The 22,217-nt window shown below is 58.6% G+C and carries 25 protein-coding genes and 3 tRNA genes; 15 read left to right on the top strand and 13 right to left on the bottom strand.

Features of this window, described 5'->3' with window-relative positions; all coding sequences use genetic code 11:
- Positions 1-76: 76 nt before the first annotated feature.
- Entirely contained in the window at positions 77-754 is a 678-nt protein-coding gene (locus tag CFB10_RS03170) for an alpha/beta hydrolase (protein ID WP_020012833.1), read from the bottom strand.
- A gap of 210 nt (positions 755-964) precedes the next feature.
- Between CFB10_RS03170 and CFB10_RS03165 the strand changes: the two genes are divergently transcribed.
- The 7 genes from CFB10_RS03165 to sufA all read left to right on the top strand — a co-directional run bounded on the left by CFB10_RS03165 (position 965) and on the right by sufA (position 8,190).
- Positions 965-2,134 carry a cysteine desulfurase family protein gene (locus CFB10_RS03165; RefSeq protein ID WP_020012832.1) on the top strand — a complete coding sequence of 390 codons (1,170 nt, stop codon included), beginning with the start codon at positions 965-967 and terminating at the stop codon, positions 2,132-2,134.
- 197 nt (positions 2,135-2,331) lie between these two features.
- Complete coding sequence (gene sufB / locus CFB10_RS03160) at positions 2,332-3,801, top strand: Fe-S cluster assembly protein SufB (protein ID WP_026364157.1); 1,470 nt, start codon at positions 2,332-2,334, stop codon at positions 3,799-3,801.
- A gap of 181 nt (positions 3,802-3,982) precedes the next feature.
- The gene (gene sufC, locus CFB10_RS03155; RefSeq protein ID WP_003507958.1) at positions 3,983-4,738 is read left to right on the top strand and encodes a Fe-S cluster assembly ATPase SufC; all 756 of its coding nucleotides are present in this window, start codon (positions 3,983-3,985) and stop codon (positions 4,736-4,738) included.
- A gap of 22 nt (positions 4,739-4,760) precedes the next feature.
- Positions 4,761-6,032 (top strand): Fe-S cluster assembly protein SufD, encoded by a 1,272-nt coding sequence (sufD, locus tag CFB10_RS03150; protein WP_026364156.1) that lies wholly within the window; start codon positions 4,761-4,763, stop codon positions 6,030-6,032.
- Positions 6,025-7,275 carry a cysteine desulfurase gene (locus CFB10_RS03145; protein WP_020012828.1) on the top strand — a complete coding sequence of 417 codons (1,251 nt, stop codon included), beginning with the start codon at positions 6,025-6,027 and terminating at the stop codon, positions 7,273-7,275. The genes sufD and CFB10_RS03145 overlap by 8 nt, the downstream gene beginning before the upstream one ends.
- A gap of 36 nt (positions 7,276-7,311) precedes the next feature.
- Entirely contained in the window at positions 7,312-7,695 is a 384-nt protein-coding gene (locus CFB10_RS03140) for an SUF system Fe-S cluster assembly protein (protein WP_003507963.1), read from the top strand.
- Positions 7,696-7,800: 105 nt separating this feature from the next.
- A complete protein-coding gene (sufA, locus tag CFB10_RS03135) occupies positions 7,801-8,190 on the top strand; it encodes a Fe-S cluster assembly scaffold SufA (RefSeq protein WP_003507965.1) in 390 nt (129 codons plus the stop codon).
- Between the two features lie 219 nt (positions 8,191-8,409).
- Here sufA and CFB10_RS03130 read toward each other — a convergent pair whose 3' ends face one another.
- Entirely contained in the window at positions 8,410-8,685 is a 276-nt protein-coding gene (locus CFB10_RS03130; RefSeq protein ID WP_020012826.1) for a hypothetical protein, read from the bottom strand.
- Positions 8,686-8,852: 167 nt separating this feature from the next.
- Between CFB10_RS03130 and CFB10_RS03125 the strand changes: the two genes are divergently transcribed.
- Positions 8,853-9,092 (top strand): hypothetical protein, encoded by a 240-nt coding sequence (locus tag CFB10_RS03125; RefSeq protein ID WP_020012825.1) that lies wholly within the window; start codon positions 8,853-8,855, stop codon positions 9,090-9,092.
- Positions 9,070-9,579, top strand: coding sequence for a DUF6714 family protein (locus tag CFB10_RS03120; protein ID WP_026364155.1), 510 nt, complete (start codon positions 9,070-9,072; stop codon positions 9,577-9,579). Before CFB10_RS03125 ends, CFB10_RS03120 begins: the two co-directional genes overlap by 23 nt.
- A 92-nt stretch (positions 9,580-9,671) precedes the next feature.
- On the opposite strand, the gene CFB10_RS03115 is transcribed toward CFB10_RS03120, so the two are convergent.
- The 3 genes from CFB10_RS03115 to CFB10_RS03105 are packed head-to-tail and all read right to left on the bottom strand — an operon-like array spanning position 9,672 to position 12,902.
- Positions 9,672-10,880 (bottom strand): ABC transporter permease, encoded by a 1,209-nt coding sequence (locus tag CFB10_RS03115; RefSeq protein WP_020012823.1) that lies wholly within the window; start codon positions 10,878-10,880, stop codon positions 9,672-9,674.
- Positions 10,870-11,589: an ABC transporter ATP-binding protein gene (locus CFB10_RS03110; RefSeq protein WP_020012822.1), complete on the bottom strand. Its 720-nt coding sequence runs from the start codon at positions 11,587-11,589 to the stop codon at positions 10,870-10,872. The genes CFB10_RS03115 and CFB10_RS03110 overlap by 11 nt, the downstream gene beginning before the upstream one ends.
- Positions 11,590-11,603: 14 nt before the next feature.
- Positions 11,604-12,902 (bottom strand): efflux RND transporter periplasmic adaptor subunit, encoded by a 1,299-nt coding sequence (locus tag CFB10_RS03105; RefSeq protein ID WP_020012821.1) that lies wholly within the window; start codon positions 12,900-12,902, stop codon positions 11,604-11,606.
- A gap of 237 nt (positions 12,903-13,139) precedes the next feature.
- Between CFB10_RS03105 and CFB10_RS03100 the strand changes: the two genes are divergently transcribed.
- Entirely contained in the window at positions 13,140-13,289 is a 150-nt protein-coding gene (locus tag CFB10_RS03100; RefSeq protein ID WP_020012820.1) for a hypothetical protein, read from the top strand.
- Between the two features lie 77 nt (positions 13,290-13,366).
- Here CFB10_RS03100 and CFB10_RS03095 read toward each other — a convergent pair whose 3' ends face one another.
- The 3 genes from CFB10_RS03095 to CFB10_RS03085 all read right to left on the bottom strand — a co-directional run bounded on the left by CFB10_RS03095 (position 13,367) and on the right by CFB10_RS03085 (position 15,108).
- Positions 13,367-14,569, bottom strand: coding sequence for a DUF3644 domain-containing protein (locus CFB10_RS03095; protein WP_020012819.1), 1,203 nt, complete (start codon positions 14,567-14,569; stop codon positions 13,367-13,369).
- Positions 14,570-14,677: 108 nt separating this feature from the next.
- Positions 14,678-14,754 (bottom strand) — tRNA-Arg (locus CFB10_RS03090).
- 48 nt (positions 14,755-14,802) lie between these two features.
- A complete protein-coding gene (locus CFB10_RS03085; protein WP_003507982.1) occupies positions 14,803-15,108 on the bottom strand; it encodes an ETC complex I subunit in 306 nt (101 codons plus the stop codon).
- A gap of 267 nt (positions 15,109-15,375) precedes the next feature.
- Between CFB10_RS03085 and CFB10_RS03080 the strand changes: the two genes are divergently transcribed.
- Positions 15,376-15,452, top strand: a tRNA-Pro gene (locus tag CFB10_RS03080).
- A 53-nt stretch (positions 15,453-15,505) separates the two neighbouring features.
- Here the strand turns inward: CFB10_RS03080 and CFB10_RS03075 are convergent.
- Both CFB10_RS03075 and CFB10_RS03070 read right to left on the bottom strand, forming a co-directional pair.
- The gene (locus tag CFB10_RS03075) at positions 15,506-16,648 is read right to left on the bottom strand and encodes a ceramide glucosyltransferase (RefSeq protein WP_026364154.1); all 1,143 of its coding nucleotides are present in this window, start codon (positions 16,646-16,648) and stop codon (positions 15,506-15,508) included.
- 226 nt (positions 16,649-16,874) lie between these two features.
- Positions 16,875-17,144 carry a DUF982 domain-containing protein gene (locus tag CFB10_RS03070; protein WP_026364153.1) on the bottom strand — a complete coding sequence of 90 codons (270 nt, stop codon included), beginning with the start codon at positions 17,142-17,144 and terminating at the stop codon, positions 16,875-16,877.
- Positions 17,145-17,357: 213 nt separating this feature from the next.
- Between CFB10_RS03070 and CFB10_RS03065 the strand changes: the two genes are divergently transcribed.
- Entirely contained in the window at positions 17,358-17,606 is a 249-nt protein-coding gene (locus tag CFB10_RS03065) for a BON domain-containing protein (RefSeq protein WP_003507987.1), read from the top strand.
- A gap of 60 nt (positions 17,607-17,666) precedes the next feature.
- On the opposite strand, the gene CFB10_RS03060 is transcribed toward CFB10_RS03065, so the two are convergent.
- Positions 17,667-18,149, bottom strand: coding sequence for a DUF192 domain-containing protein (locus CFB10_RS03060; protein WP_020012816.1), 483 nt, complete (start codon positions 18,147-18,149; stop codon positions 17,667-17,669).
- Positions 18,149-18,727 carry a cold-shock protein gene (locus CFB10_RS03055; protein ID WP_026364152.1) on the bottom strand — a complete coding sequence of 193 codons (579 nt, stop codon included), beginning with the start codon at positions 18,725-18,727 and terminating at the stop codon, positions 18,149-18,151. The genes CFB10_RS03060 and CFB10_RS03055 overlap by 1 nt, the downstream gene beginning before the upstream one ends.
- Before the next feature lie 192 nt (positions 18,728-18,919).
- On the opposite strand from CFB10_RS03055, the gene CFB10_RS03050 reads away from it, so the two are divergent.
- On the top strand, positions 18,920-19,360 hold the full coding sequence (locus tag CFB10_RS03050; protein ID WP_020012814.1) for a VOC family protein: 441 nt from the start codon (positions 18,920-18,922) through the stop codon (positions 19,358-19,360).
- Between the two features lie 156 nt (positions 19,361-19,516).
- Positions 19,517-20,779: a YcbK family protein gene (locus tag CFB10_RS03045; protein WP_020012813.1), complete on the top strand. Its 1,263-nt coding sequence runs from the start codon at positions 19,517-19,519 to the stop codon at positions 20,777-20,779.
- Between the two features lie 308 nt (positions 20,780-21,087).
- On the opposite strand, the gene CFB10_RS03040 is transcribed toward CFB10_RS03045, so the two are convergent.
- Positions 21,088-21,163 (bottom strand) — tRNA-Lys (locus CFB10_RS03040).
- A 282-nt stretch (positions 21,164-21,445) separates the two neighbouring features.
- On the opposite strand from CFB10_RS03040, the gene CFB10_RS03035 reads away from it, so the two are divergent.
- Positions 21,446-22,192, top strand: coding sequence for a cytochrome c biogenesis CcdA family protein (locus tag CFB10_RS03035; RefSeq protein ID WP_020012812.1), 747 nt, complete (start codon positions 21,446-21,448; stop codon positions 22,190-22,192).
- The last annotated feature ends 25 nt before the right edge of the window (positions 22,193-22,217 follow it).

Raw genomic sequence — 22,217 nt, 5'->3', positions numbered from 1 at the left:
GGGCAGAGGGGGGTAAACCGCACCCGCCGGCGATCATTTTAGAAAAATCGAGCCGCCCGCCAAGATGCGCAGCCAATCACCGAATGCGCTTGGCCGCCGGTTCCGGAACCAGTTCGCCGTTGAGGCGGCGGTCGAGATAGTCCTCGCATTCGCCCATCAGCTCATCCACCTTGCCGTTGAAGAAGTGGTTGGCGCCGGGAAGCGTGCGGTGGGTGATGAGGATGCCCTTCTGGGTCTTCAGCTTTTCCACCAGACCGTTGACGTCCTTTTCAGGTGCAACCTTGTCGCTATCGCCGTTGATGATGAGGCCCGACGACGGGCACGGCGCGAGGAAGGAGAAATCGTAGGTGTTGGGCTGCGGCGCAATCGACATGAAGCCCTCGATTTCCGGACGGCGCATCAGAAGCTGCATGCCGATCCAGGCGCCGAAGGAATAACCGGCAACCCAGCAGCTTTTCGAATCGGGATGCAGGCTCTGCACCCAGTCGAGAGCGGAAGCGGCGTCTGAAAGCTCGCCGGCGCCGTGGTCGAACTCGCCCTGGCTGCGGCCGATGGAGCGGAAATTGAACCGGAGCGTCGTGAAACCGCGCTTCTGGAAAAGATAGAAGAGCTGATAGACGATCTGGTTGTTCATCGTGCCGCCGAACTGCGGGTGCGGATGAAGGATGATCGCTATCGGCGCGCTCTTTTCCTTGGAGGGTTGATAACGGCCTTCGAGGCGACCCGCAGGGCCGTTAAAGATGACTTCGGGCATTGGTACTCCGGTCGTGTTTTTTCATTCTCCAACCGCATTCTTCCGATGAGAAGACTTGACGAACTGTGTCATCTTTTCTAGAACGCAGTTTAGAATAATTCGAAACTTTGCGTGTGCTTAAGCACTCGGGTCGTGTCATAAGGCAAGCGCAACTGTAATTTCAAGAAAAATGCGTTTTGGCGCATTGAAGATTGGGCGAAGCCTCTCGTTATGACGGTTTTGACGCGCACATATATGGATTGGAACGCCACGGCGCCGCTTTTGCCCGCCGTGCGGGATGTTCTTGTGTCGGCGCTCGACCTTGCCGGCAATCCGTCTTCCGTTCATCGGGAAGGGCGTGCGGCGCGTGCTGCCGTTGAGACCGCCCGCCGCGAGGTTGCGGCACTTGCCGGTGCGCAGGCCGCCCATGTCACCTTTACCAGCGGTGCGACGGAAGCCGCCAATCTGGTGCTTTCGCCGGATTTCAGGATGGGGCGCGCTCCCGTGCGCTATGGCCGTCTTTATGTGTCCGCTATCGAGCATCCTGCCTTTCGCGAAGGCGGCCGCTTCGCCAAGGCTGACGTTACGGAAATTCCCGTTACGTCAGCGGGCGTCATCGATCTTGAAGCGCTTGAGGCGCTGTTGTCGTCACACGATGCGTCCGCCGGCCTGCCGATGGTTGCCTGCATGCTGGTCAATAACGAGACGGGTATTGTTCAGCCGGTGGCGCAAGCCGCGCGGCTTGCGCATGCTGCGGGTGGGTTGATGGTCGTCGACGCCGTGCAGGCGGCAGGTCGTATCCCGCTCGATATCGATGCTCTCGATGCCGATTTTCTGGTCATCTCGTCCCACAAGCTCGGTGGCCCCAAGGGTGCCGGCGCGCTTGTTTCGCGCGGCGAGGTGATGATGCCGAAGCCGCTGATCCATGGCGGCGGGCAGGAGAAGGGGCATCGTTCGGGCACGGAAAACACCCTGTCGGTCATCGGCTTCGGTGCCGCTGCGGCTGTGGCTACCCGGAATCTCGAGATTGAAGCGGCGCGTCTTGCCGCTCTGCGGGCGCGGCTGGAGGATGGCATGCGGGAGAGTGCGCCTGACGTGATCATCCATGGCGAGGATGTCGCCCGCGTCGGCAATACCACGTTTTTCACCCTGCCGGGCCTTAAGGCGGAAACGGGCCAGATCGCCTTCGATATCGAAGGCATCGCGCTCTCTGCCGGCTCGGCCTGCTCATCGGGCAAGGTGGGGGAAAGCCACGTGCTGACGGCGATGGGGCGCGACCCCAAGCTTGGCGCACTCAGGATTTCCCTTGGCCACGCCACGACCGAGGCGGATATCGAGCGCACGCTCGCGGCGTTCATGAAAATTGCCGGGCGGCGCAAGCTTTCCGGTCAGGCCGCGTAAAATGCGGCAAAGAATTGCGGAATAGCAATTTTCCGCTTGCCGGGATGTGTGAAAAGCGCCATCCCGCACTTACATGGGTATAAGCTCCGCCCCGCTTAACGGCGCGGTGACATTGCCCGAAGATGGATAAGGCGGCTTTCCGCCTTGATACGTTGACAAGCCACCGGACCTTTGCTCCGGCGAGATTGGAGAACGACATGGCAGCGGTTCAGGAAACGATCGATCAGGTCCGCCAGATCGATGTGGACCAGTATAAATACGGCTTCGAAACCAATATCGAAGTCGACAAGGCCCCCAAGGGCCTTTCGGAAGAGGTGATCCGTTTCATCTCGGCCAAGAAGCAGGAGCCTGAATGGATGCTGGAATGGCGTCTTGAGGCTTACAAGCGCTGGCTGACGATGGAAGAGCCGACCTGGGCGCGCGTCAGCTATCCCAAGATCGACTTCAACGATCTCTATTATTATGCCGCACCCAAAAGCACGCCCGGCCCGAAGTCGCTTGAGGATGTCGATCCCGAGCTGCTGAAGGTTTACGAGAAGCTCGGCATTCCGCTGAAGGAACAGGAAATCCTGGCCGGCGTGGAAAACCGCCGCGTGGCCGTGGATGCCGTGTTCGACAGCGTCTCCGTCGTCACCACCTTCAAGGCGGAACTGGCGAAAGCCGGCGTCATCTTCATGTCGATTTCGGAAGCCGTTCGCGAATATCCGGAGCTGGTGAAGAAATATCTCGGCTCGGTCGTGCCGACGACGGACAATTTCTATGCGACGCTGAACTCGGCCGTCTTCACCGACGGTTCCTTCGTGTTCGTGCCGAAGGGCGTGCGGTGCCCGATGGAGCTTTCCACCTATTTCCGCATCAACGAAAAGAACACCGGCCAGTTTGAGCGCACGCTGATCATCGCTGAAGAGGGCGCCTACGTTTCCTATCTGGAAGGCTGCACCGCACCGCAGCGCGACGAGAACCAGCTTCACGCCGCCGTCGTCGAACTGGTGGCGCTCGACGATGCCGAAATCAAATATTCCACCGTCCAGAACTGGTATCCGGGCGACAAGGAAGGCAAGGGCGGCATCTACAACTTCGTGACCAAGCGCGGCGATTGCCGTGGCGACCGTTCCAAGATTTCGTGGACGCAGGTGGAAACCGGCTCGGCCATTACCTGGAAATACCCGTCCTGCATTCTGCGCGGTGACGACAGCCGTGGCGAATTCTATTCGATCGCTGTTTCCAACGGCCATCAGCAGATCGACAGCGGCACCAAGATGATCCATCTCGGCAAGAACACGTCGAGCCGCATCATCGCCAAGGGCATCGCCGCCGGTTTCTCGGAAAACGTCTATCGCGGCCAGGTTTCGGCTCACCGCAAGGCGACCAACACGCGCAACTTCACGCAGTGCGACTCGCTGCTGATCGGCGACAAGTGCGGCGCGCATACCGTGCCCTATATCGAGGCGAAGAATTCCTCCGCGCACTTCGAACACGAGGCGACGACGTCGAAGATTTCCGAAGACCAGCTGTTCTACTGCCTGCAGCGCGGCATCCCCGAGGAGTCGGCCATCGCACTGATCGTCAACGGCTTCGTGAAGGATGTCATCCAGCAGCTACCGATGGAATTTGCGGTTGAAGCGCAGAAGCTGATCGGCATTTCGCTGGAAGGGTCTGTCGGCTGATTCTTGCTCGGCGTCATCCTCGGGCTTGACCCGAGAATCCACAGCCTTTTGCTTGAGCATAGATAACCGACCGACTGGATCCTCGGGACAAGCCCGAGGATGACGGATGTGAAAGTTGAGACGGCCTCTCAGGGGTCTACGAGGCGGTCCTTGAAACCGCACCATGAACAGGAACAAAACCATGCTTGAAATCATCGACCTGCACGCAAAGATCGCCGACACCGAAACCGAGATCATCAAGGGCCTCAACCTGAAGGTTGCTGCCGGTGAAGTTGCGGCCATCATGGGCCCGAACGGTTCCGGCAAGTCGACGCTGTCCTACATCCTGTCGGGCCGCGAAGACTATGAAGTCACCTCCGGTGACATTCTCTATAACGGCGAAAGCATTCTGGAACTGGACGCGGCCGAGCGCGCTGCCAAGGGCATTTTCCTTGCCTTCCAGTATCCGGTCGAAATTCCCGGCGTCGCCACCATGCAGTTCCTGAAGGTCGCGATGAACGAGCAGCGCAAGGCGCGTGGCGAAGCCGAGCTGACGACGCCGGACTTCATCCGCCGCGTCAAGGAAGCTGCCGGCGACCTGAAGATCGACATGGACATGCTGAAGCGTCCGCTGAACGTCGGTTTCTCCGGCGGTGAAAAGAAGCGCGCCGAAATCCTGCAGATGGCGCTTCTGGAGCCGAAGCTCTGCGTTCTCGACGAAACCGATAGCGGCCTCGATATCGACGCGCTGAAGATCGTGGCTGACGGCGTCAACGCGCTGAAGTCGCCGGATCGCGCCACCGTCGTCATCACCCACTACCAGCGCCTGCTCGACTACATCGTGCCTGACAGCGTTCACGTTCTCTACAAGGGCAAGATCATCCGTTCGGGCGACAAGGCTCTGGCGCTGGAGCTGGAAAACAATGGTTACGCCGACATCATCGGTGAAGCGGCCTAAGTCAGGCCAGGAGGTGATGTCCATGAACATTCAAACTACCAATCGGTTGACACCAGCGGAAACCGCGCTCATCGACGCCTATACCGCCAAGTTCAGCGAATTGCCGGGGAATGGCGCGGTCGTCGCTGCCCGCGACGTGCTGTTCGACGATCTGAAGACCGGTGGTCTTCCGACCCGCCGCATCGAGGCATGGCACTATACCGATCTCAAGAGCCTGCTGCGCGCCGTTCCGGAAGACCAGCCCGCTCCAGTCATCGAGAAGGCCGCGTCCGTCATCGCTGGTTCGCCGGTCGCCTATGTGCTGCATGGCACGGCCAATATTGGCAAGGTCGAGGATATCAGCGTTTCGAGCTTTGCCGAAAGCCTGCTCGACGGTTCGGCCGCCGCAGGTCTTGCCGAAGCCAGCAAGGACGACGTGATCGGCCGTATCAACGGCAGCTTCGTGCGCGACGGTCTGGTGCTCGACATTCCCGCCGATGCCGATATCGAGAAGCCGATCGAATTGCAGGCCATCCATGGTGCCGGTCAGGTTCACAGCCGCTTTCCGGTACGCTTCGGCAAGGGTTCCAAGGCAACCGTTATCGAGCGTCACCTTTCGGTGACCCCTGATGCAGCCTTCGTTTCCTCCGTCACCGATATCGTCGTTGAAGACGGCGCGGAAGTGACCTGGATCATCCTGCAGCAGCAGGGTGCGGCCGATATCCATCTCGGCCAGCTGCGCATGAAAATCGGCGCGGATGCCAAGATCCGCCTGTTCGTCATCAACGCCGGCGGCAAGCTGGTGCGGCAGGAACTGCGCATCGACGTGGATGGCGAGGGTACTGACCTCATCGTTCGCGGCGTCAACCTGCTGGGCGGCGAAACCCATACCGACGTGACGATGGTTCTTGGCCACAACGTGCCGAACACGACCTCGACGGAAGTGTTCCGCAATGTTGTGTTCGACCGTGCAAAGGGCATTTTCCAGGGCATGATCCGGGTTGCACCCGATGCCCAGAAGACCGATGCGAAGATGGCGTGCAACACGCTGCTGATGTCTGACGATGGCGAGTTCTCGGCAAAGCCGGAGCTTGAAATCTTCGCAGACGACGTTCAGTGCGGTCACGGCGCGACGGTTGCCGATATCGACGACAACCATCTTTATTACCTGATGGCGCGCGGCGTGCCGCGGGCCAAGGCGCGGGCGATGCTCGTCAACGCCTTTGTCGCGGAAATCGCCGAAGAACTGGAAGAAGAAAATCTGGTAGAGGCGCTGGAGGCCATCATCTCCAGCTGGCTGGAACATCATGCCTGAGAGCGAACGCGCCGCGCTGGCGGCCCCCTATGACGTCGAAGCCGTGCGGAAGGATTTTCCGATCCTGTCGCGCGAGGTCTATGGCAAGCCGCTGGTCTATCTCGACAACGGCGCGTCCGCTCAAAAGCCGCAGGTGGTGATCGACGCCATTTCGCATGCTTATTCCAATGAATATGCGAATGTGCATCGCGGCCTGCATTTCCTCTCCAATGCCGCAACCGATGCCTATGAGGCGGCGCGTGAAAAGGTGCGCCGTTTCCTGAATGCCGGTTCGGTGGACGAGATCGTCTTCACCAAATCCTCGACCGAAGCGATCAATACGGTCGCTTACGGTTACGGCATGCCAAAGATCGGCGAGGATGACGAGATCGTCATCTCGATCATGGAGCACCACTCCAACATCGTGCCGTGGCATTTCATCCGCGAACGGCAGGGCGCCAAGCTCGTCTGGGTGCCGGTGGACGATGACGGCGCGTTCCATATCGAGGCTTTCGAAAAGAGCCTGACGGAGCGCACCAAGCTCGTCGCCATCACCCATATGTCGAATGCGCTCGGCACCATCGTTCCGGTCAAGGAAATCTGCCGCATCGCTCATGAGCGCGGCATTCCGGTGCTGGTCGATGGATCGCAGGGCGCTGTTCACATGCCGGTCGATGTGCGCGATATCGATTGCGACTGGTATGTGATGACCGGCCACAAGCTTTACGGTCCCTCGGGCATCGGCGTGCTTTACGGCAAGGCTGACCGCTTGCGCGAGATGCGGCCGTTCCAGGGCGGTGGGGAGATGATCCTCGACGTGTCCGAAGACAATGTAACCTATAACGAGCCGCCGCACCGTTTCGAAGCCGGCACGCCGCCGATCGTGCAGGCCATCGGGCTTGGTTACGCGCTTGATTATATGGACAATCTCGGCCGTGCCGCGATTGCCGCGCATGAGGCAGATCTTGCGGCTTACGCCGCTGAGCGGCTGCGCGAGATCAATTCTCTGCGCATCATCGGCAATGCGCCTGACAAGGGCGGCATCTTCTCCTTCGAGCTCGAGGGCATCCATGCCCATGACGTTTCGATGGTGATCGACCGGCGCGGCGTTGCCGTGCGCGCCGGCACCCATTGCGCCATGCCGCTCTTGAAACGGTTCGGCGTCACCTCCACATGCCGGGCATCGTTCGGCCTTTACAATACCCGCGCCGAAGTAGACTCTCTTGTTGAGGCGCTGGAATATGCGCGCAAATTTTTCGCCTGATATCGGAATAAGAGATCAGGATTGAGGTTTAAGACCATGACTGCCGAAGCCACTGCAAAGACCCAGGATGCGACCGAAGCTCAGGAAAAGGTATCCACCATTCCGCCGGATGAGCTGGCGCGCCTCAGCGACGACGTGATTGCGGCGCTGAAAACCGTCTACGACCCGGAAATTCCAGCCGATATTTTCGAACTCGGTCTCGTCTACAAGATCGACATCGAAGACGACCGGATGGTCAAGATCGTCATGACGCTGACGGCCCCGGGTTGCCCGGTTGCAGGTGAAATGCCGGGCTGGGTGGAAAATGCCGTGGGTGCCGTCGAGGGTGTTTCCGGTGTTACCGTTGAAATGACCTTCGATCCGCCGTGGACGCCGGACCGCATGTCGGAAGAAGCACAGGTCGCCGTCGGCTGGTACTGACGTGATTTTGACAGGTGTCATCCCTTGATGACACTCTCAGGCGCTATTAGATTGAAATCCATAAGCATCGAGCCTTGAACTCGATTGTCGAAGGAGAATGGGCCCATGGGCTTTGCGATCATGACCATGACCGGGGCTGCCGCCTCGCGCGTTAAAGCAATCGTCGAAAATTCCGGTCCGGACGCCAAGGGCGTGCGCGTCGGCATCAAGAAGGGCGGCTGCGCGGGCATGGAATATACCATCGACCTTGTGACCGAAGCGGATGCGAAGGACGATCTGGTCGAATTCGAAGGCGCCAGGGTCTGGGTTCAGCCTTCTGCCGTGCTCTATCTGCTCGGTACGCAGATGGATTTCGAAGTGACCAAGATGCGCTCTGGCTTCACCTTCAACAATCCGAACCAGACATCCGCCTGCGGCTGCGGTGAATCGGTCGAGCTGAAGCCTGCCGATCTGGCGGCGCTGGCAAAGCAGCGCGAGGCAGAGGCCAGCGTCTGATTGGTTACGGCTATCTCTGCGATGGAGAGGCAGACCTTTCTTATGCACGCAGCGCTCCCATAAACGCGACGTCATCCTCGGGCTTGACCCGAGGATCCATCCCCGTCAAATCGCTTGAGACGTTTGTAGATCCTCGGGTGAAGCCCGAGGATGACGGATGAGAGGTTTGAGGTTCTTTTTCCGCAAACTGCGCCCCGCGCAAAATCAGCTTTCGAAGGATCATGACTGTTGTTTGAGGGTTTCGATAAAATCCGCCAGCGGATGAATCGATGGCGTTGTCGTCAATAACGGTTCAAGAGCCGCCGCGATTATACCGCAATCCTCATCGGCAAGCGGCCGAAGGCTCGAAGTGACCTTGTTGTAGTCGGGCGTGCCGCGTGACGCGAGGGAACGATTGATCACAAACACTTCCGTCTGCCCGTCAGTTCGTTCCACGAAGAGAGCGAGCGAACCGCCGTCCGCGGCAGCGGCGCTGTCTGATACCGATTTGAACATCCAGACTCCATCCGGTAAACTTGAGGGCGAGCCTATCCGATTGAGGCCCTGAAGCAAGGTTATCGGATATTCCGCGAGGTCTGGCAGGAGGTGCGTGACCACCTGCCACCCATACTGAAAAGGTATTTCGGACAGCTGACAGGATTGATCGTGGGGAGGAAACCGGGATGGAAATCAATAGCGCCTCGATTGATATCTGGACCATAGGTCTGATCGTCGCCTGCGTCGTGGCTGGTCTGACGCTGATCGTCGGCATTATTTATCTTACATTTTACTGGGAGGAGAAGGCGCGCCTGCGAGCGCGGTCTGCGACATCCAAGGGTGACACGCAGAATGGTCTTCAGTTCGAGCGGACCGAGGGTGGAGAATGGCCGACGGTGCACGGTGACGGAGGAACGCATCATTGAACAGGCGGATTATTTGATGCGACCGGAGCCTGATATTATCGCAAACGCGAAAGCCGCGGTGAGAGAAGCATTCGCGGGTGTCACCCTGGGTGGTGGCGTCGGCCTTTCCGAGGCGCAGGCGCTTGACGATTATGCGAATAATGAGGTTCGCGCCGCGTGTCGTGCTGGCGACGAGAAGAATGACTGGGCCGCTATCCCCGTGGAGGACCTCAACAGACATTCCGGCAGCCCCGCCTTCCTTGATGCTGAAGGAATGCGATTTCATCTGCCCGCCTATATGACTGCTGATCTCGATGGCGACTACAGGCACGAATTCGCACCCTATTTGTGCGGGTGCCAGGAGAAATTTTCCTTACTGACCCTGCTGCAACGGAATGCCGTGGAAGCGTATCTCCGCGCTATCAATGAGACGGAAAACCTGCCGCCCTATCAGGACGATATAGAGCGCGCGCTAGAAGAATGGGTGGATATGCGTGCTCCACGGTGAGCGATTAGAGCGGATCGGGTCAATCCCCAAGGAGGAGTTGCAGCTTGCCGTTTCCTCTCACACAAAGCCGGTTGCGGTTTGAACGCCGACTTTCACTCATGTCGCAACGCTTCTATCGGGCTCAGGCTTGCCGCCCGCCGTGCCGGAAAATACCCGAAAATCACCCCGATGGCCGCCGAAAAGGCGAAAGCGAGGAAGATGATCGAGGGGCTGGTGACAAAGGGCACGGTGAGATAGCTGACGACGGCATAAGCGAGGCCGAGGCCGGTAAGGATGCCGACGAGGCCACCGAAGGCCGACAGCATGACGGCTTCCACCAGAAACTGCGTCAGCACCTGTTTTTCCAGCGCGCCGATGGCAAGTCGAATGCCGATCTCGCGGGTGCGTTCCGTCACTGAGACCAGCATGATGTTCATGATGCCGATGCCGCCCACCAGAAGACTGACGGCGGCGACCGCGCCCAAAAGCCCGGTCAGCAGCGTCGTCGTGCCGGTCATGGCCGAGGCGATCTGCGTCATGTCGTTGACGGTGAAGTCATCCTCACGGCCGATGCCGATGCGGCGGCGCTCGCGCAGCAGGTTCTGCAGGTCGCTCTGCACCTTGGCGGTGGAAACGCCATCCTGCGCTGAAACCATGATCGAGGAAATGGTGGTGGTGCCGCCAATGCGCCGCTGGTGGATTTTAAGCGGCATGATGATCGTGTCGTCCTGATCGTCACCGAGGCCTGACTGGCCTTTTCTGGCCAGCACACCGATGACGGGGCAGGAGATGTTGCTGACGCGGATCGTTTGCCCCACAGGGTTTTCTGCCCCAAAGAGTTCCTGACGCACCGTTTCGCCGATGATGCAGCCGATCTGGCCGCCGCGATCTTCGGCGAGCTGGAAGTCGCGGCCGAGCGCAATGGTCCAGTCCTGCGCGATCAGATAATCGTTGGTGGTGCCGATGACACTTGTCTGGTGGTTCTTGCCGCCGAAAATGACGGTTGCGGCGGAACTGCGGTTCTGCGGCGCAACGGCACGGATGCCTGATATCTGGTTGCGGATGGCCTCGATATCGCGGTCGTCAAAGCGCTTGGCTTCGGTGCTCGCCCTTCCGGGGCCGAACTGGCCGGGGCGGACGAACAGCATGTTGGTGCCGAGCCGTGACAGTTCCGATTTCACCTGTTCCGTCGTGCCGTTGCCGATGGTGACCATGGCGATGACGGCGGCCACGCCGATGACGACACCAAGCACGGTGAGGAAGGAGCGCAGCAGGTTGCGGCTGATGGCGCGCAGCGCAAGACGCGACGTCTCAAAGAACATCTGATGTCTCCTTTTTGTCCGCGGCGCTATCGGAGGCGAGATGGCCGTCGACAAAGCGCAGGAGGCGTCCGGCGTGGGCGGCGATATCCTCTTCATGCGTGACCATGACGACCGTGATGCCCCTGTCACGATTGAGTGCGGTGATCAGTTCCATGATCTCGACACTGGTTTTCGTATCGAGATTGCCGGTCGGCTCGTCGGCCAGAAGCAGGGCAGGGCGGGTGACGATGGCGCGGGCAATGGCCACACGCTGCTGCTGGCCGCCGGAAAGCTCCTGCGTGGTGTGGTCCTCGCGGCCCTTCAAACCTACCTGCGCCAGCGCCTCCATGGCGCGCTCGCGCCGTTCCGAGGCCTTCATGCCGCGATAGATCAGCGGCAGCTCGACATTTTCCACGGCCGAGGTGCGTGAGAGAAGATTGAAACCCTGAAACACGAAACCCAGCATGTGCCGGCGCAGCAGCGTCAGATGTTCATTGTCGAAACTGCTGGTGGGCACGCCCTGAAACAGATATTCGCCTGATGTCGGCACATCCAGACAGCCGATGATGTTCATTGAGGTGGATTTGCCCGATCCTGACGGGCCCATGATGGCGACGAACTCTTTCTCGCGAATGGAAAGGCTGACGCCATCGAGCGCGCGGATCGTCGCTTCGCCGCGGCCATATTGCTTGACGACATCGCGGAATTCGATGAGCGGCGGCTGTTGCATGCGCTTGTCCTCCGTCAGCCGGCGTTGCGGGCCGTTGCGTCGGTAATCACCTGGTCATCGGCCTTCAGCTCACCCGATTTTACCACGGTATGCTGGCCATCGGTGGAGCCGGTTTCGATGGAAACGGAGACCGGATTGTTGTTGCGCAGCACCCAGACCGTTCTTTTGCCTGTCGCTGCCTGGCCGGCGTCGCGGTTCTGCGAGCGGCCCATGCGGGGCGGGCGGAACAGGCTCATCAACCCGCCGCCACGCGAGGCGGATTCGCGCGGCGGCGTATAACGAAGCGCGGAATTCGGCACCAGCAGCGTGTCCTTGATTTCCTCGACAATGATATTGGCCGTCGCCGTCATGCCGGGGCGCAGCAGCAGTTCCTCATTGTCGACAGTCAATATGCCCTTGTAAGTCACCACGTTGGACACGGTCTCGGACGCGAAGCGCACGGTCTCGATCTCGGCCGGGAAACTGCGGTCGGGATAGGCATCGACGTTGAAAGTGGCCTTCTGCCCGGTTTCGACCTTGCCGACATCGGCCTCATCCACAGACACCTGCAATTCCATGTGGCGCAAATCACCGGCGATGGTGAAGAGAACAGGGGCGTTGAGCGAGGAGGCGACAGTGGCGCCGGGATCGACGCTGCGGGTAAGGATGACGCCATCGATGGGCGAGACGATCTTCGCCTTGCCGAGATTGACCTCGGCGAGCCGCAAATCCGCTTCGGCCGAAAGCACCGTCGCCTCGTTGACCTCCAGCGTGGCGGCGGCGGCATCATGGGTGAACTGCGCCGCATCCAGATCCTGCTGGCTGGACACCCGGTTCTGCACCAGCGATCTCAGGCGCTCCATCGAGGTTTTTGCCGAGCCGAGATCGGCGCGCGCCTTCAGTACATTGGCCTTGGCGGAGGCAAGCTTGGCGCGGGCGCTCTGCACATCGGCCTCCAGCTTGTTGGTATCCAGTTCCGCCAACACGTCTCCGGCCTTGACCGGCGTATTATAGGTGACGTTGACCTTGCGCACCGTGCCGGACAGTTCACTCGATATATCGACCTGGTCCGTCGGCTGAACCGAGCCCGTGGAGGTGACGATGACCGAGAGATCGCCCTGACGTGCGGCCTCCGTGGTGTAGCTATAGGCGACGCCAGCTGCGCGTGACTGGTAATAATAACCAAGGCCCCCGCCAATCAGCACAATGGCTGCTGCGGCATAGAGAAAGCGACGCGACTTTTTCCTGCGGCCGTTTCTGTTCGTTCCCAGAATCTCGCGCAGATCGGGCTGGCTGTTTTTTGTATCGCTGCCACTCGTATTGGCGTCATTCATTCTTATCACCCGCAAATTTCAAAATACCACAGAGGGTTGTTTCCGCTCTCCGGTTTGTCCGTCCATCTGTCGCCGTTGTATTCCTCTGATTGTGGGAAGTGACATAGCTTGCCGTAAGGGTGAAGTGAAAACTTGGTAATATTTATGATAGTTCTGGTCTGCTAGAGATAAATCCGGAAATATCGATGCCATAAACGCGGCTGAGCTTTCAGCAGTGACACTCAGGACGATGATGAAATGAACGACAATGTGGTGAAGTTCCGCAAACCGGTGCCGCCGAAGAAGCCGCGCGAACCGTTGGGGCCGAAAGCCAGGAAGGCCTTGACGATTGCGGCTGTCATCGCGTTTTTCGTGGCCGCGTGGGGGTATTTTACGCTGTTTGGGTAATAGTTTCCCCTATCCAATCAGGCATTTAGACGAAGGTCGAAATCGACCTACTTTTGGAACGCGCTTCGTGAGGCGGTTTAGTTATTCGGATTTTGGTACTCCGCGGCGTGTTCTTGGCAGTGAGCGCGAACTCGTTGGAGCCAGTTTTCGTACCAAACCCACATGCCTTTATACTCGCCTTCTCGGCCGAAGTTGTGAGCCGGATTTTTCGCGTCCAAACTTTGCCAAAGGGCTGTGTGGCTCCCCTGCTTGAATCTTGGATAGCCTTCCGTCTGCATGATTTCGATAATCTGCTTGCCTAGATATCGCTTCTTTTCGACCTCTTTTAGCAAGACGCGATTGATCTCGGCCGCTTCCTCGGATCCCGGTTTAACAAACTCTACGGCAAGATCGGCAGCTGACTGGCGCTTAGCTAGTTTCGGTACGAAAACAACGCGGTACGCGAAATCCGGATCAGCTAATTGTTCATCTGAGAGACCCTGGTGGAACTCGTCCATCAATGTTTCTATGTGCGTTGGTAGTGAACTAGCCTTTTTTAGAATCGAGCGCTGATCAGAACTAAATGTTACAAACTGAAGTGCAATCGGAAGTCGGCGTTCTAGACCATATTGGCCACCGAATAGCGTTTTGATTGCCTCATTGAAGTTGATGCAACAGGCTTGCAGCTTTGCACTAACGGCGTCATCGATCCGGGTCGTCATGCGATGCTCGATCTCGTGCCGGATTAGGATCAAGAATTCCAAGTTTTTGATTGCACCGCCAGCAATTGGGCATTGTGCGTGGCGAAGACAAGCACCCAATTCCCAGTAGCAGTCTTCGCCGGATGCGGTTTTCTTGATAGTGCCATCTACGTTTGTGTAGCGATAGTCTATGTCTTCACGACGGTAGTAGGCATGCATTAGGTACGTCCACGCGATAACGCTGGTAACGATAAACAATTCAGTCCTAAATGTGAGTCCTGCTCCATTGAAAGTATGAACAGCTGCTATCATTGCTTCACGGGCTTTAATGAGTAGTTCATCGCCGCGCACGCTCAAGCCAGTTGCTGGATCAACGTCCGGCCAAGTTGCGAGAAAATCGCTCAAGTCGTCGTTCGTAGCGGCTTTAACAGACTTGTGCTTGCTCTCCGTTCTTATTTCAGAGATGACGCGGTGGTTTACCGACCGTGTTGGACGGGTGAAATACGCTAGGATTTCTTGATCGCTATAACCACCCCGAACGAGCATCGCCTTCACTAAGGCGATTTCCCATCGTTCAAGCGGAAGACGCATTTTTTTCATCGCCTTATCCCTCGTGCATAATGGGATACGACTAGAAAAGTGGGTGAGTCGCAACTTAGAAGCTAAGTGCGTCGAGCGGTTTTCTACTAGATGCGACGTGATAGTAAATGGCGACCCCTGCAGGACTCGAACCTGCGACCTACTGCTTAGAAGGCAGTTGCTCTATCCAGTTGAGCTAAGGGGCCATCATGCCGGGCAATCGATACTCCGGCAAAAACTTTGGTCTTGATGTTTCAGTGCGTCCAGGGCTGGGTGCGGTTGAAACGGAAATTGTCGGTGTAGGAAACCACCTTGCGGGTCGCTTCCTTCGGCTGGATGACGCGGTATTCGATGCCCTTGCGCTGGGCATAGGCTTCGGCCTGTTCCTGCGTCTCGAATGTCAGCTTGAGCTGCTGCTTCATGTCTGAACTGGAGGTGTAGCCCATGATCGGATCGATCTTGCGCGGAACCTCGGCGTCGAATTCCAGAACCCAGACATTGGTCTTCGCCTTGCCGGATTGCATGGCGGTTTTTGCAGGGCGGTAAATCTTCGCAGACATGTCGAAACTGCTCCGGTTGGACAGCGGGGCGCAACGCCCCCGAATTATTCATCACGTACCTGAATAGAATAACCAAATCGTGTCAGGAACGTTGAATTTGAAATGGACTGACTTCAGGTGAGAGTCAAGACGATTATCCCCTTGCAGCCCGATCGCACTGCGCCGTTGCGGCGTCATGTTTTGCCCGTCGGGGCCGCGGTTGAACAAAGATGAATTTCCCTGTTGCGGACTGCGGGTGAACCGTGTATTCCCCAGCCATCGCCTCGGCGGAGTGTAGCGCAGTCTGGTAGCGCATCTGGTTTGGGACCAGAGGGTCGGGAGTTCGAATCTCTCCACTCCGACCATTTTAAAGCAAAACATCAGCTTTCCGGCGTAACCCTATCCCAAAGATGACAATTTATTCCGCTGACGGACCAGCCAGTTTGCTCTCGGCCGTGCCGATCGTCATGACATTGCCACGCCATGCCACCGCGCTGCCGATCCAGCTGCGGGCCCAGACGACGGGCATGATCATATCCCTGCTGATCATGGCGGGCAGCGTGTAGAGCGAAACCGGCCAGCGGTTGAGGGCGGCGAGCGCGAGTTCCGGCACGTACATGAGGGAAAGGACGGCAAAGGCGGTTGCGGCGAGGTTCACGTTCATCATCGCAGCGGCGGCGAGCGCGAAGAGAAGCGGGGGAAGCGCGCCGGTCAGGATTTCCGGTGCGAAATATTGCGGGAAGGTCACGCGCCGCAGCCGTGCCCAGCGGGTCTGGCGCGACCAGATTTCGCCGGCATGGCGCTTTCCGAGCGGCTGCTCGAAGGGGGCGGAGACCAGGTGCACCTTGCGGCCGGCGCTTCGCACCAGCTTCGTCGAGGCGGCGTCTTCGGCGATTTCGGCGGCCAGCGCGCGAATGCCGCCATTGTCTTCCAGGAACGGCTTGTTCCACAACATCGACTTGCCCTGCGCGAAACCCATGCCGATCGCTTCCGCCGCATATTGCCAGCGGCCCTGCGAGCCGTTGAGGAAGGCGCATTCCACATGCGCCCAGAAACCCGCAGGCCGTGAACCGAGCGGCGGCGAGCAGACGAGCCCGCTATCGCTCTGCCAGGCCGACATCATGGTGGCTATATAGGATTTCGGCATCAACACGTTCGAATCGGCGAGAATAACCCATTCATGCTGGGCGGCGCGCCAGCCCTTGACGCAATTGTTCAGCTTCGGATTGGCGCTGATGCGATCGTCACCGATGAGCAATTGCGTGGAAACCGTGGGAAAGGCGGCTTCGGCCTTGCGGACTTCCTCGATCACGGGATCGAATTCATCAGCGACGCAGAATAACAGCTCGTAGTCGGGCCAGTTGAGCTCAAAGGCGCGCGACAACGTCAGCGGCGTGAAGTGTTCCACGCCGCGCAGCGGCACGACAAGCGAGACAGGCGGTTTTTTCCGGACAAGATCGTTTTCTGCATCCCGTCTTGTCAGTCGCCAGCCGGCCAGAACGATGCCGAGAAGATTGAAGGCGAGGAGCAGGATTGCGCAAAGGGCAAAAAAGGTTTCCATGCTGGCCAGTTCCACTCCCAAGCTTTCGGCGGTCCACCCGCCAATCGATTCCATGGAATTCGTCTCTGCCGATTATAACGTTTGCGTGACAGTTACATGTCATGATCGGACAGGCGGGAAGATCGAGCGGCGCATGAGAGGCGCATGATAGGCGTCACGATGGCCCCCGCGCAAAAGAAAAGCCCTCCGCATAGAAGGGCCCAATCGTCATGATGCTCGATGAATTTTAGTGGACGTTCAGGATATGGGCATGACTGCTAGCGATGAGAAACGATTCCCGTGCTTTCTCGATGTCGCATCTGCCGGCGATGGCATCGAGGCAGTTCCTGCGCGCTTCCTCATATTCCGGCCCATGTTCCTCGGGCCAGCGGTACATCAGCATATCAAGCGCCACCAGCGGGCTGTAGATTTCCACGGCCGCCGAAAGCGGCAGATGGATCGCCACCGGTTTCATCCACGCGGCGTGGTGACACGGCTCCGTTCTGTGAATCAGCATGTCATTTTCCTCCCTGTTTCACCTGGCTTGAAAGCCTCTCACACTCCCATGCGCGAAATGCCCGCCTCACGAAATGGTTCCCGATCACCTAAAATGTGATCGGCCAGGGGGTTCCAATTTTCCAAGATGAATGGAAGATGAACAAATAGATGAACCGGAGATGAACAAAACCACCGCTACGGCGTTGGTATGTTCATAAGAAGGAGAACACATATGTTTAATTTGTCAGGCATTCAGGAAAGCTTCTTCGGAGACCGCATGGCCGGCGTATGCGAGGCTATCACCTCGGCTCTGGCCTTCGAATCAGGGCTCGAAAAGTCGCGCATTTCCGCAAGTGTCGAAAATGATGTGATTTATCTGGAAGGCACGGCCGATTCGGTCGAGGCTATTGATATCGCCATCAATCTTGCCGCTTCCATTTCCAATTGCCGGATTCTGAGCCATATCGAGCCGGTTTACTGAATATTGCGCCAGCCGGGCGAAACCTCGTCCGGCTCATTCACACGCAATAACGCGGCAATCTCATTTCCGGTTGCCGATTTGCGCGCTGCGAACCATATCGCCGGGCTTGATGCCAGAACGTTTCGCGGCGCCGCCATTCAGTTCAAGCACAAATTTCACCGGTCCGCGGGAGCTGATGATCGCTTCCGAATGCGGAACGGCGTTTTCGTGAATATGTGTGATTCGGCCATCGCTGCCGATGAACAGCATATCGAGCGGTATGAGGGTGTTGCGCATCCACATGGCGACAGCTCGCGTCTCACCGAAATCGAACAACATGCCGTTTTCAGACGGCATGGATTTGCGGAACATCAGCCCCTGCGCGCGCTGGGCATCGTCAAGCGCCAGTTCGGCAACGAAGTCGTGCGTTTTCCCGGAAGCGGTTTCAATGGTGAGCGGCTCTGACGTGAAGGTCTGGCGTTCCTGAGCCTGGGCGGCGCCGGCGAGGGTGAAAAAAAGAAGCGCCATAACGGCGCTTTTCACCATATGGCGCAGGCCGGGCATCAATGCGACATCCCTATGGCAACCGGGTTGTCGGGATGGATTTCCGCAGCCATCAGGCCCTTGTCGCCATCGCCGTAGCGCACCAGCACCACCTGGCCGGGGCGAAGCTCCGTCAGGCCGAAACGGCGCAGCGTTTCCATATGGACGAAAATATCTTCCGTTCCTTCGCCGCGCGTCAGGAAGCCGAAACCCTTGGTGCGGTTGAACCACTTCACGATGGCGCGCTCAAGCCCGCTCGAAGGCGTCACCTGCACATGGGTGCGCACCGGCGGCAGCTGCGAGGGGTGAACGGCGGTCGACTGGTCCATGGAGAGAATGCGGAAAGCCTGGAAACCACGGTCGCGCCGCTGGATGAGGGCGACGATGCGCGTGCCTTCGAGAATTGTCTGGTAACCGTCGCGGCGCAGGCAGGAGACGTGCAGCAGCACATCCTGCGTGCCGTTGTCAGGCACGATGAAGCCGAAACCCTTGGCGACATCGAACCACTTCACGACGCCGGTGATCTCGGTCAGGTCCACGGCATCGCCCGAAAGGTCCTCGACATCGACTATCGTTTTCGATGACATCCTATCAGCCATATCCTGCCAACCCCTCGATTACGCGCCATACACCGGTCAACTGATTCCTGTGCGCCAGATTAACATCTTGGTAACGGTTTCACGCAAGCCCTAGTTTTTGATTTACGCAGCTGCTTTTATGTCGCCGTCCTTGTCCGGGGCTTGCCATCACGCGTTTATCGGCTTCGGACCCGTGTAATGGAGAGGAATAAAATGCGGTATCTGCACACGATGGTTCGCGTCAAAGACCTTGGCGAATCACTTAAATTCTATGTCGACCTCCTGGGTCTTACGGAAATACGCCGAATCGAGAACGAAAAAGGCCGCTTCACTCTGGTGTTTCTTGCGGCCCGCGACGACATTGCTGCGGCAAAGGAAAACAAGGCGCCGTGCCTGGAGCTCACCTATAACTGGGACACCGAGGATTATAACGGCGGCCGCAATTTCGGCCATCTGGCATACGAGGTCGACAATATCTACGATTTCTGTGCCCGGCTGCAGAAGAACGGCATCGTCATCAACCGGCCGCCGCGCGACGGACATATGGCCTTCGTGCGTTCGCCTGACGGTATTTCCTTCGAAATTCTGCAGAAGGGCGAAAGCCTCGCACCAGCCGAACCGTGGATATCTATGCAGAATACCGGTTCCTGGTAGGGATTTTCCGGTGAGTAGCGGCGTTTTCGGGTGCTATTGCCTTGTCCCGAGGGGATGAGGCATAGTCCGCGAATCGAAACGGCCAGTCCCGTTTTGGGGAAGCACACGCGCCCGTTCCCGTGCTGCTGTTGGAAATGCAAGATACGGAGGCCAGCCATGAAAACTGTCGATAGCGCGAAAGGACGCCTTGTCCGTCCGCGTCTCGTCGTCGCGGTTTCGCTGCTTGGGCTTTCCGGATGTGTTTCGGCGGTGACCGACGACGAGATGGCCGCCGCTGCCAGGAAGCCGGAAATTGCCGCACAGCAAAAGCCGCAAGCCGCAGCTTCTGCCGCTGCCGCCGGCGCGCAACCGGGACATTATGTTGATCCCGCCGTGGCATCGGCGGCCGGTGCGGCTGCGCCCGCCCAGCCGCAGGCGCCGGGCGGCCCGGCGCAGGCTTATGGCGCCGCCGCCGATATTGGCGGATTGACAACGCAGCCAACGGCGATTTCCGCCGGAACAACAAGCATTTATTCCACCGCAGCGTCCGCTGGTGCTGCGGGTGCACCCGGCGCGACGGGCGCTCCTTCTCACAAAATCATTCCTGCGGTCAGCAGCGTTTATTCGGCGCCCATGCAGGCGGCGCAACCTCAGCCTCAGCCGGCATCAGCGCCGGTTCAGGTCCCGCAAGCCGGGTATGTGCCGGCGGAACAGCACAGCGAAAATCGTCAGCCGGTTCCTGTGCCCGCGCCGCAGTCCGCCTCGGAACAGCTCGCGGCTGTTGCGGCGCAGCCGGCCGCAGACGCTGCCAAGGTGGCGGGCGAGGCGCAGGGAGGCGACGGTAAGGGCGTGACGCTTGCGGCATTTTTTGCCGGCGCGGCCAAGAAGCGCCTGCCCAAGATGATTGAAAGCGGCACGGCGGGCAATACGCAGGTCGCATCATTGCCCGGGGCCGCGGACGGGACGATGGGCATTGCGCTTTCCGGCCGCTCGGTCATGTCCGACGAGTTCGATGACGCCCACCTCGATGAAGAGGATGACCAGCCGACGGGCCTGATGAAGCTCGCCTCGCTCTCCGGCCTGAGCCGCGTCGCCCCGAATGGGCTTTTCCTGCAGACGGATCGCGTCGAAGTTGGCTGCTTCAAGCCGGAACTGGTGCGGATGATCAAGGATGTGGAGCGCCACTACAACAGCCCGGCGATCGTCACCTCGGGCTATCGTCCGCCAAAGGGCGTAAGGCAGGGCTCCAAGCACTATACCTGCGATGCCGCCGACATCCAGATCAAGGGCGTCTCCAAATGGGAGCTTGCGACCTATCTGCGTTCCCTGCCGGAGCGCGGCGGCGTGGGCACCTATTGCCACACCGAATCGGTCCATATGGACACGGGTGAGCCAAGAGACTGGAACTGGCGCTGCCGCCGTACCGCTGCGCGCAAATGATCTCTGGCCGGGTTTGCAGGAATATCAAACCCTATGCTTTCCGAGCCTGAAATTTATGCCTGAAGACTGTTCCAACGTTTTAGAGACTGTCCGGTCGTTCTGGGGAGTTGGTGTTTGAGCCGATAGCCCTGATTGTTGCTGCGCGGTGTGGGGCCGGTTGCCTGATTGATGCGCGCAGTGGGTATTCTGAAACCAGGCTTGCAATGGATACAGTCTAAGACTGCAAACGCATCTTTTCCGCTCACATCAGAGTCCTGTCACTAGCGGTGATAACTCTTTGCAAAATATCAGAAAATGTAGATTTGAGGTGGTGAGAGCGCAGGGATTCGAACCCTGGACCTACTGATTAAAAGTCAGTTGCTCTACCGGCTGAGCTACGCTCTCCCGTGTCGGGGCTTGGTTGCCCTTCGGAAGTGCGCGGAACATATGTAGAGCGATCCGTTCGGTCAACCCAAAAAAAGCGCTTTCTACAATCAATCCGGTTTTTTTTGTCGCACCCCCGAAAAGGTGATTGGAGAGAGGGGGCGGCTGGGGATAAAACCTGCTGCAGACATGTCGGCCAGACGGGTGAAATCCTTTTGCAGCAATGACATGCATGAAAATGAAGCGTGAAGCGGCGGCGAATCCCAGGAATCGCGGCGGCTTTGCGGGATGCGGAGTTCTTTCTTGTCGATTGCCGATATTTCCCTGTTCAGCGCGCTTCTGGCCGGCGCTCTTTCCTTTCTGTCGCCCTGCGTCCTGCCGCTGGTGCCGCCCTATCTCTGTTATATGGCGGGCGTTTCGGTCGAGCAGTTCAGGACGGAAGATACAGCACCCCGGCCGGAGATTCGCAGGGCCGTGCTGTTTTCGGCCTTTTTCTTTACGCTCGGTTTCGCCACTGTTTTCGTGGCGCTTGGAGCAGGGGCCTCGACGATCGGTACGCTCCTGCGTCAGAACCTGGATATTCTCGCCAAGGTCGGCGGTTTCATCATCATTCTCATGGGTCTGAATTTCCTCGGCGTCTTCCGCATCGGCCTGTTTTCGCGCGAAGCGCGGTTTCAGGGGGCGGGCAAGCCCGCCACGCTTTCGGGGGCCTATGTCATGGGCCTTGCCTTCGCTTTCGGCTGGACGCCCTGCATTGGTCCGGTTCTGGGTGCGATCCTTGGTGTCGCCGCCGCGCGTGATACGGTTGGTGATGGTGCGGCGCTGCTTGCCGTCTATTCTCTGGGCCTTGCCGTGCCGTTCTGGATCGCCGCGGCGTTTTCCGGTTCCTTCATGCGTTTCCTCGTCCGCTTCCGCCGCCATCTCGGCCTCGTGGAAAAGCTGCTGGGCGTGTTGCTGGTGCTGACCGGTCTTGCCTTCATGTCCGGTTTTATCACCAATGTGGCGATCTGGTTCCAGGAGACCTTTCCGATCCTGATGAAAATCGGTTAAGCCTCCCGCCGGAGTTGCTTGCGGG

The sequence above is a fragment of the Agrobacterium sp. 719_389 genome, assembly GCF_900188475.1.
In the GTDB taxonomy this organism is placed as follows: domain Bacteria; phylum Pseudomonadota; class Alphaproteobacteria; order Rhizobiales; family Rhizobiaceae; genus Agrobacterium; species Agrobacterium radiobacter.
This window is presented reverse-complemented; position numbering and strand designations above follow the sequence as displayed.

Bases quoted from the DNA above. Each gene is read 5' to 3' on its own strand.
- CFB10_RS03145 (WP_020012828.1), top strand. From the start codon at position 6,025: ATGCCTGAGAGCGAACGCGCCGCGCTGGCGGCCCCCTATGACGTCGAA.
- CFB10_RS03105 (WP_020012821.1), bottom strand. From the start codon at position 12,902: ATGAATGACGCCAATACGAGTGGCAGCGATACAAAAAACAGCCAGCCC.
- CFB10_RS03045 (WP_020012813.1), top strand. From the start codon at position 19,517: ATGAAAACTGTCGATAGCGCGAAAGGACGCCTTGTCCGTCCGCGTCTC.
- CFB10_RS03100 (WP_020012820.1), top strand. From the start codon at position 13,140: ATGAACGACAATGTGGTGAAGTTCCGCAAACCGGTGCCGCCGAAGAAG.
- CFB10_RS03095 (WP_020012819.1), bottom strand. From the start codon at position 14,569: ATGAAAAAAATGCGTCTTCCGCTTGAACGATGGGAAATCGCCTTAGTG.
- CFB10_RS03085 (WP_003507982.1), bottom strand. From the start codon at position 15,108: ATGTCTGCGAAGATTTACCGCCCTGCAAAAACCGCCATGCAATCCGGC.
- CFB10_RS03125 (WP_020012825.1), top strand. From the start codon at position 8,853: ATGGAAATCAATAGCGCCTCGATTGATATCTGGACCATAGGTCTGATC.
- sufA (WP_003507965.1), top strand. From the start codon at position 7,801: ATGGGCTTTGCGATCATGACCATGACCGGGGCTGCCGCCTCGCGCGTT.
- CFB10_RS03055 (WP_026364152.1), bottom strand. From the start codon at position 18,727: ATGGCTGATAGGATGTCATCGAAAACGATAGTCGATGTCGAGGACCTT.
- CFB10_RS03050 (WP_020012814.1), top strand. From the start codon at position 18,920: ATGCGGTATCTGCACACGATGGTTCGCGTCAAAGACCTTGGCGAATCA.
- sufD (WP_026364156.1), top strand. From the start codon at position 4,761: ATGAACATTCAAACTACCAATCGGTTGACACCAGCGGAAACCGCGCTC.
- CFB10_RS03165 (WP_020012832.1), top strand. From the start codon at position 965: ATGACGGTTTTGACGCGCACATATATGGATTGGAACGCCACGGCGCCG.
- CFB10_RS03070 (WP_026364153.1), bottom strand. From the start codon at position 17,144: ATGCTGATTCACAGAACGGAGCCGTGTCACCACGCCGCGTGGATGAAA.
- CFB10_RS03170 (WP_020012833.1), bottom strand. From the start codon at position 754: ATGCCCGAAGTCATCTTTAACGGCCCTGCGGGTCGCCTCGAAGGCCGT.
- CFB10_RS03110 (WP_020012822.1), bottom strand. From the start codon at position 11,589: ATGCAACAGCCGCCGCTCATCGAATTCCGCGATGTCGTCAAGCAATAT.
- CFB10_RS03060 (WP_020012816.1), bottom strand. From the start codon at position 18,149: ATGCCCGGCCTGCGCCATATGGTGAAAAGCGCCGTTATGGCGCTTCTT.
- CFB10_RS03130 (WP_020012826.1), bottom strand. From the start codon at position 8,685: ATGTTCAAATCGGTATCAGACAGCGCCGCTGCCGCGGACGGCGGTTCG.
- sufC (WP_003507958.1), top strand. From the start codon at position 3,983: ATGCTTGAAATCATCGACCTGCACGCAAAGATCGCCGACACCGAAACC.
- CFB10_RS03140 (WP_003507963.1), top strand. From the start codon at position 7,312: ATGACTGCCGAAGCCACTGCAAAGACCCAGGATGCGACCGAAGCTCAG.
- CFB10_RS03115 (WP_020012823.1), bottom strand. From the start codon at position 10,880: ATGTTCTTTGAGACGTCGCGTCTTGCGCTGCGCGCCATCAGCCGCAAC.
- CFB10_RS03065 (WP_003507987.1), top strand. From the start codon at position 17,358: ATGTTTAATTTGTCAGGCATTCAGGAAAGCTTCTTCGGAGACCGCATG.
- CFB10_RS03075 (WP_026364154.1), bottom strand. From the start codon at position 16,648: ATGGAAACCTTTTTTGCCCTTTGCGCAATCCTGCTCCTCGCCTTCAAT.
- sufB (WP_026364157.1), top strand. From the start codon at position 2,332: ATGGCAGCGGTTCAGGAAACGATCGATCAGGTCCGCCAGATCGATGTG.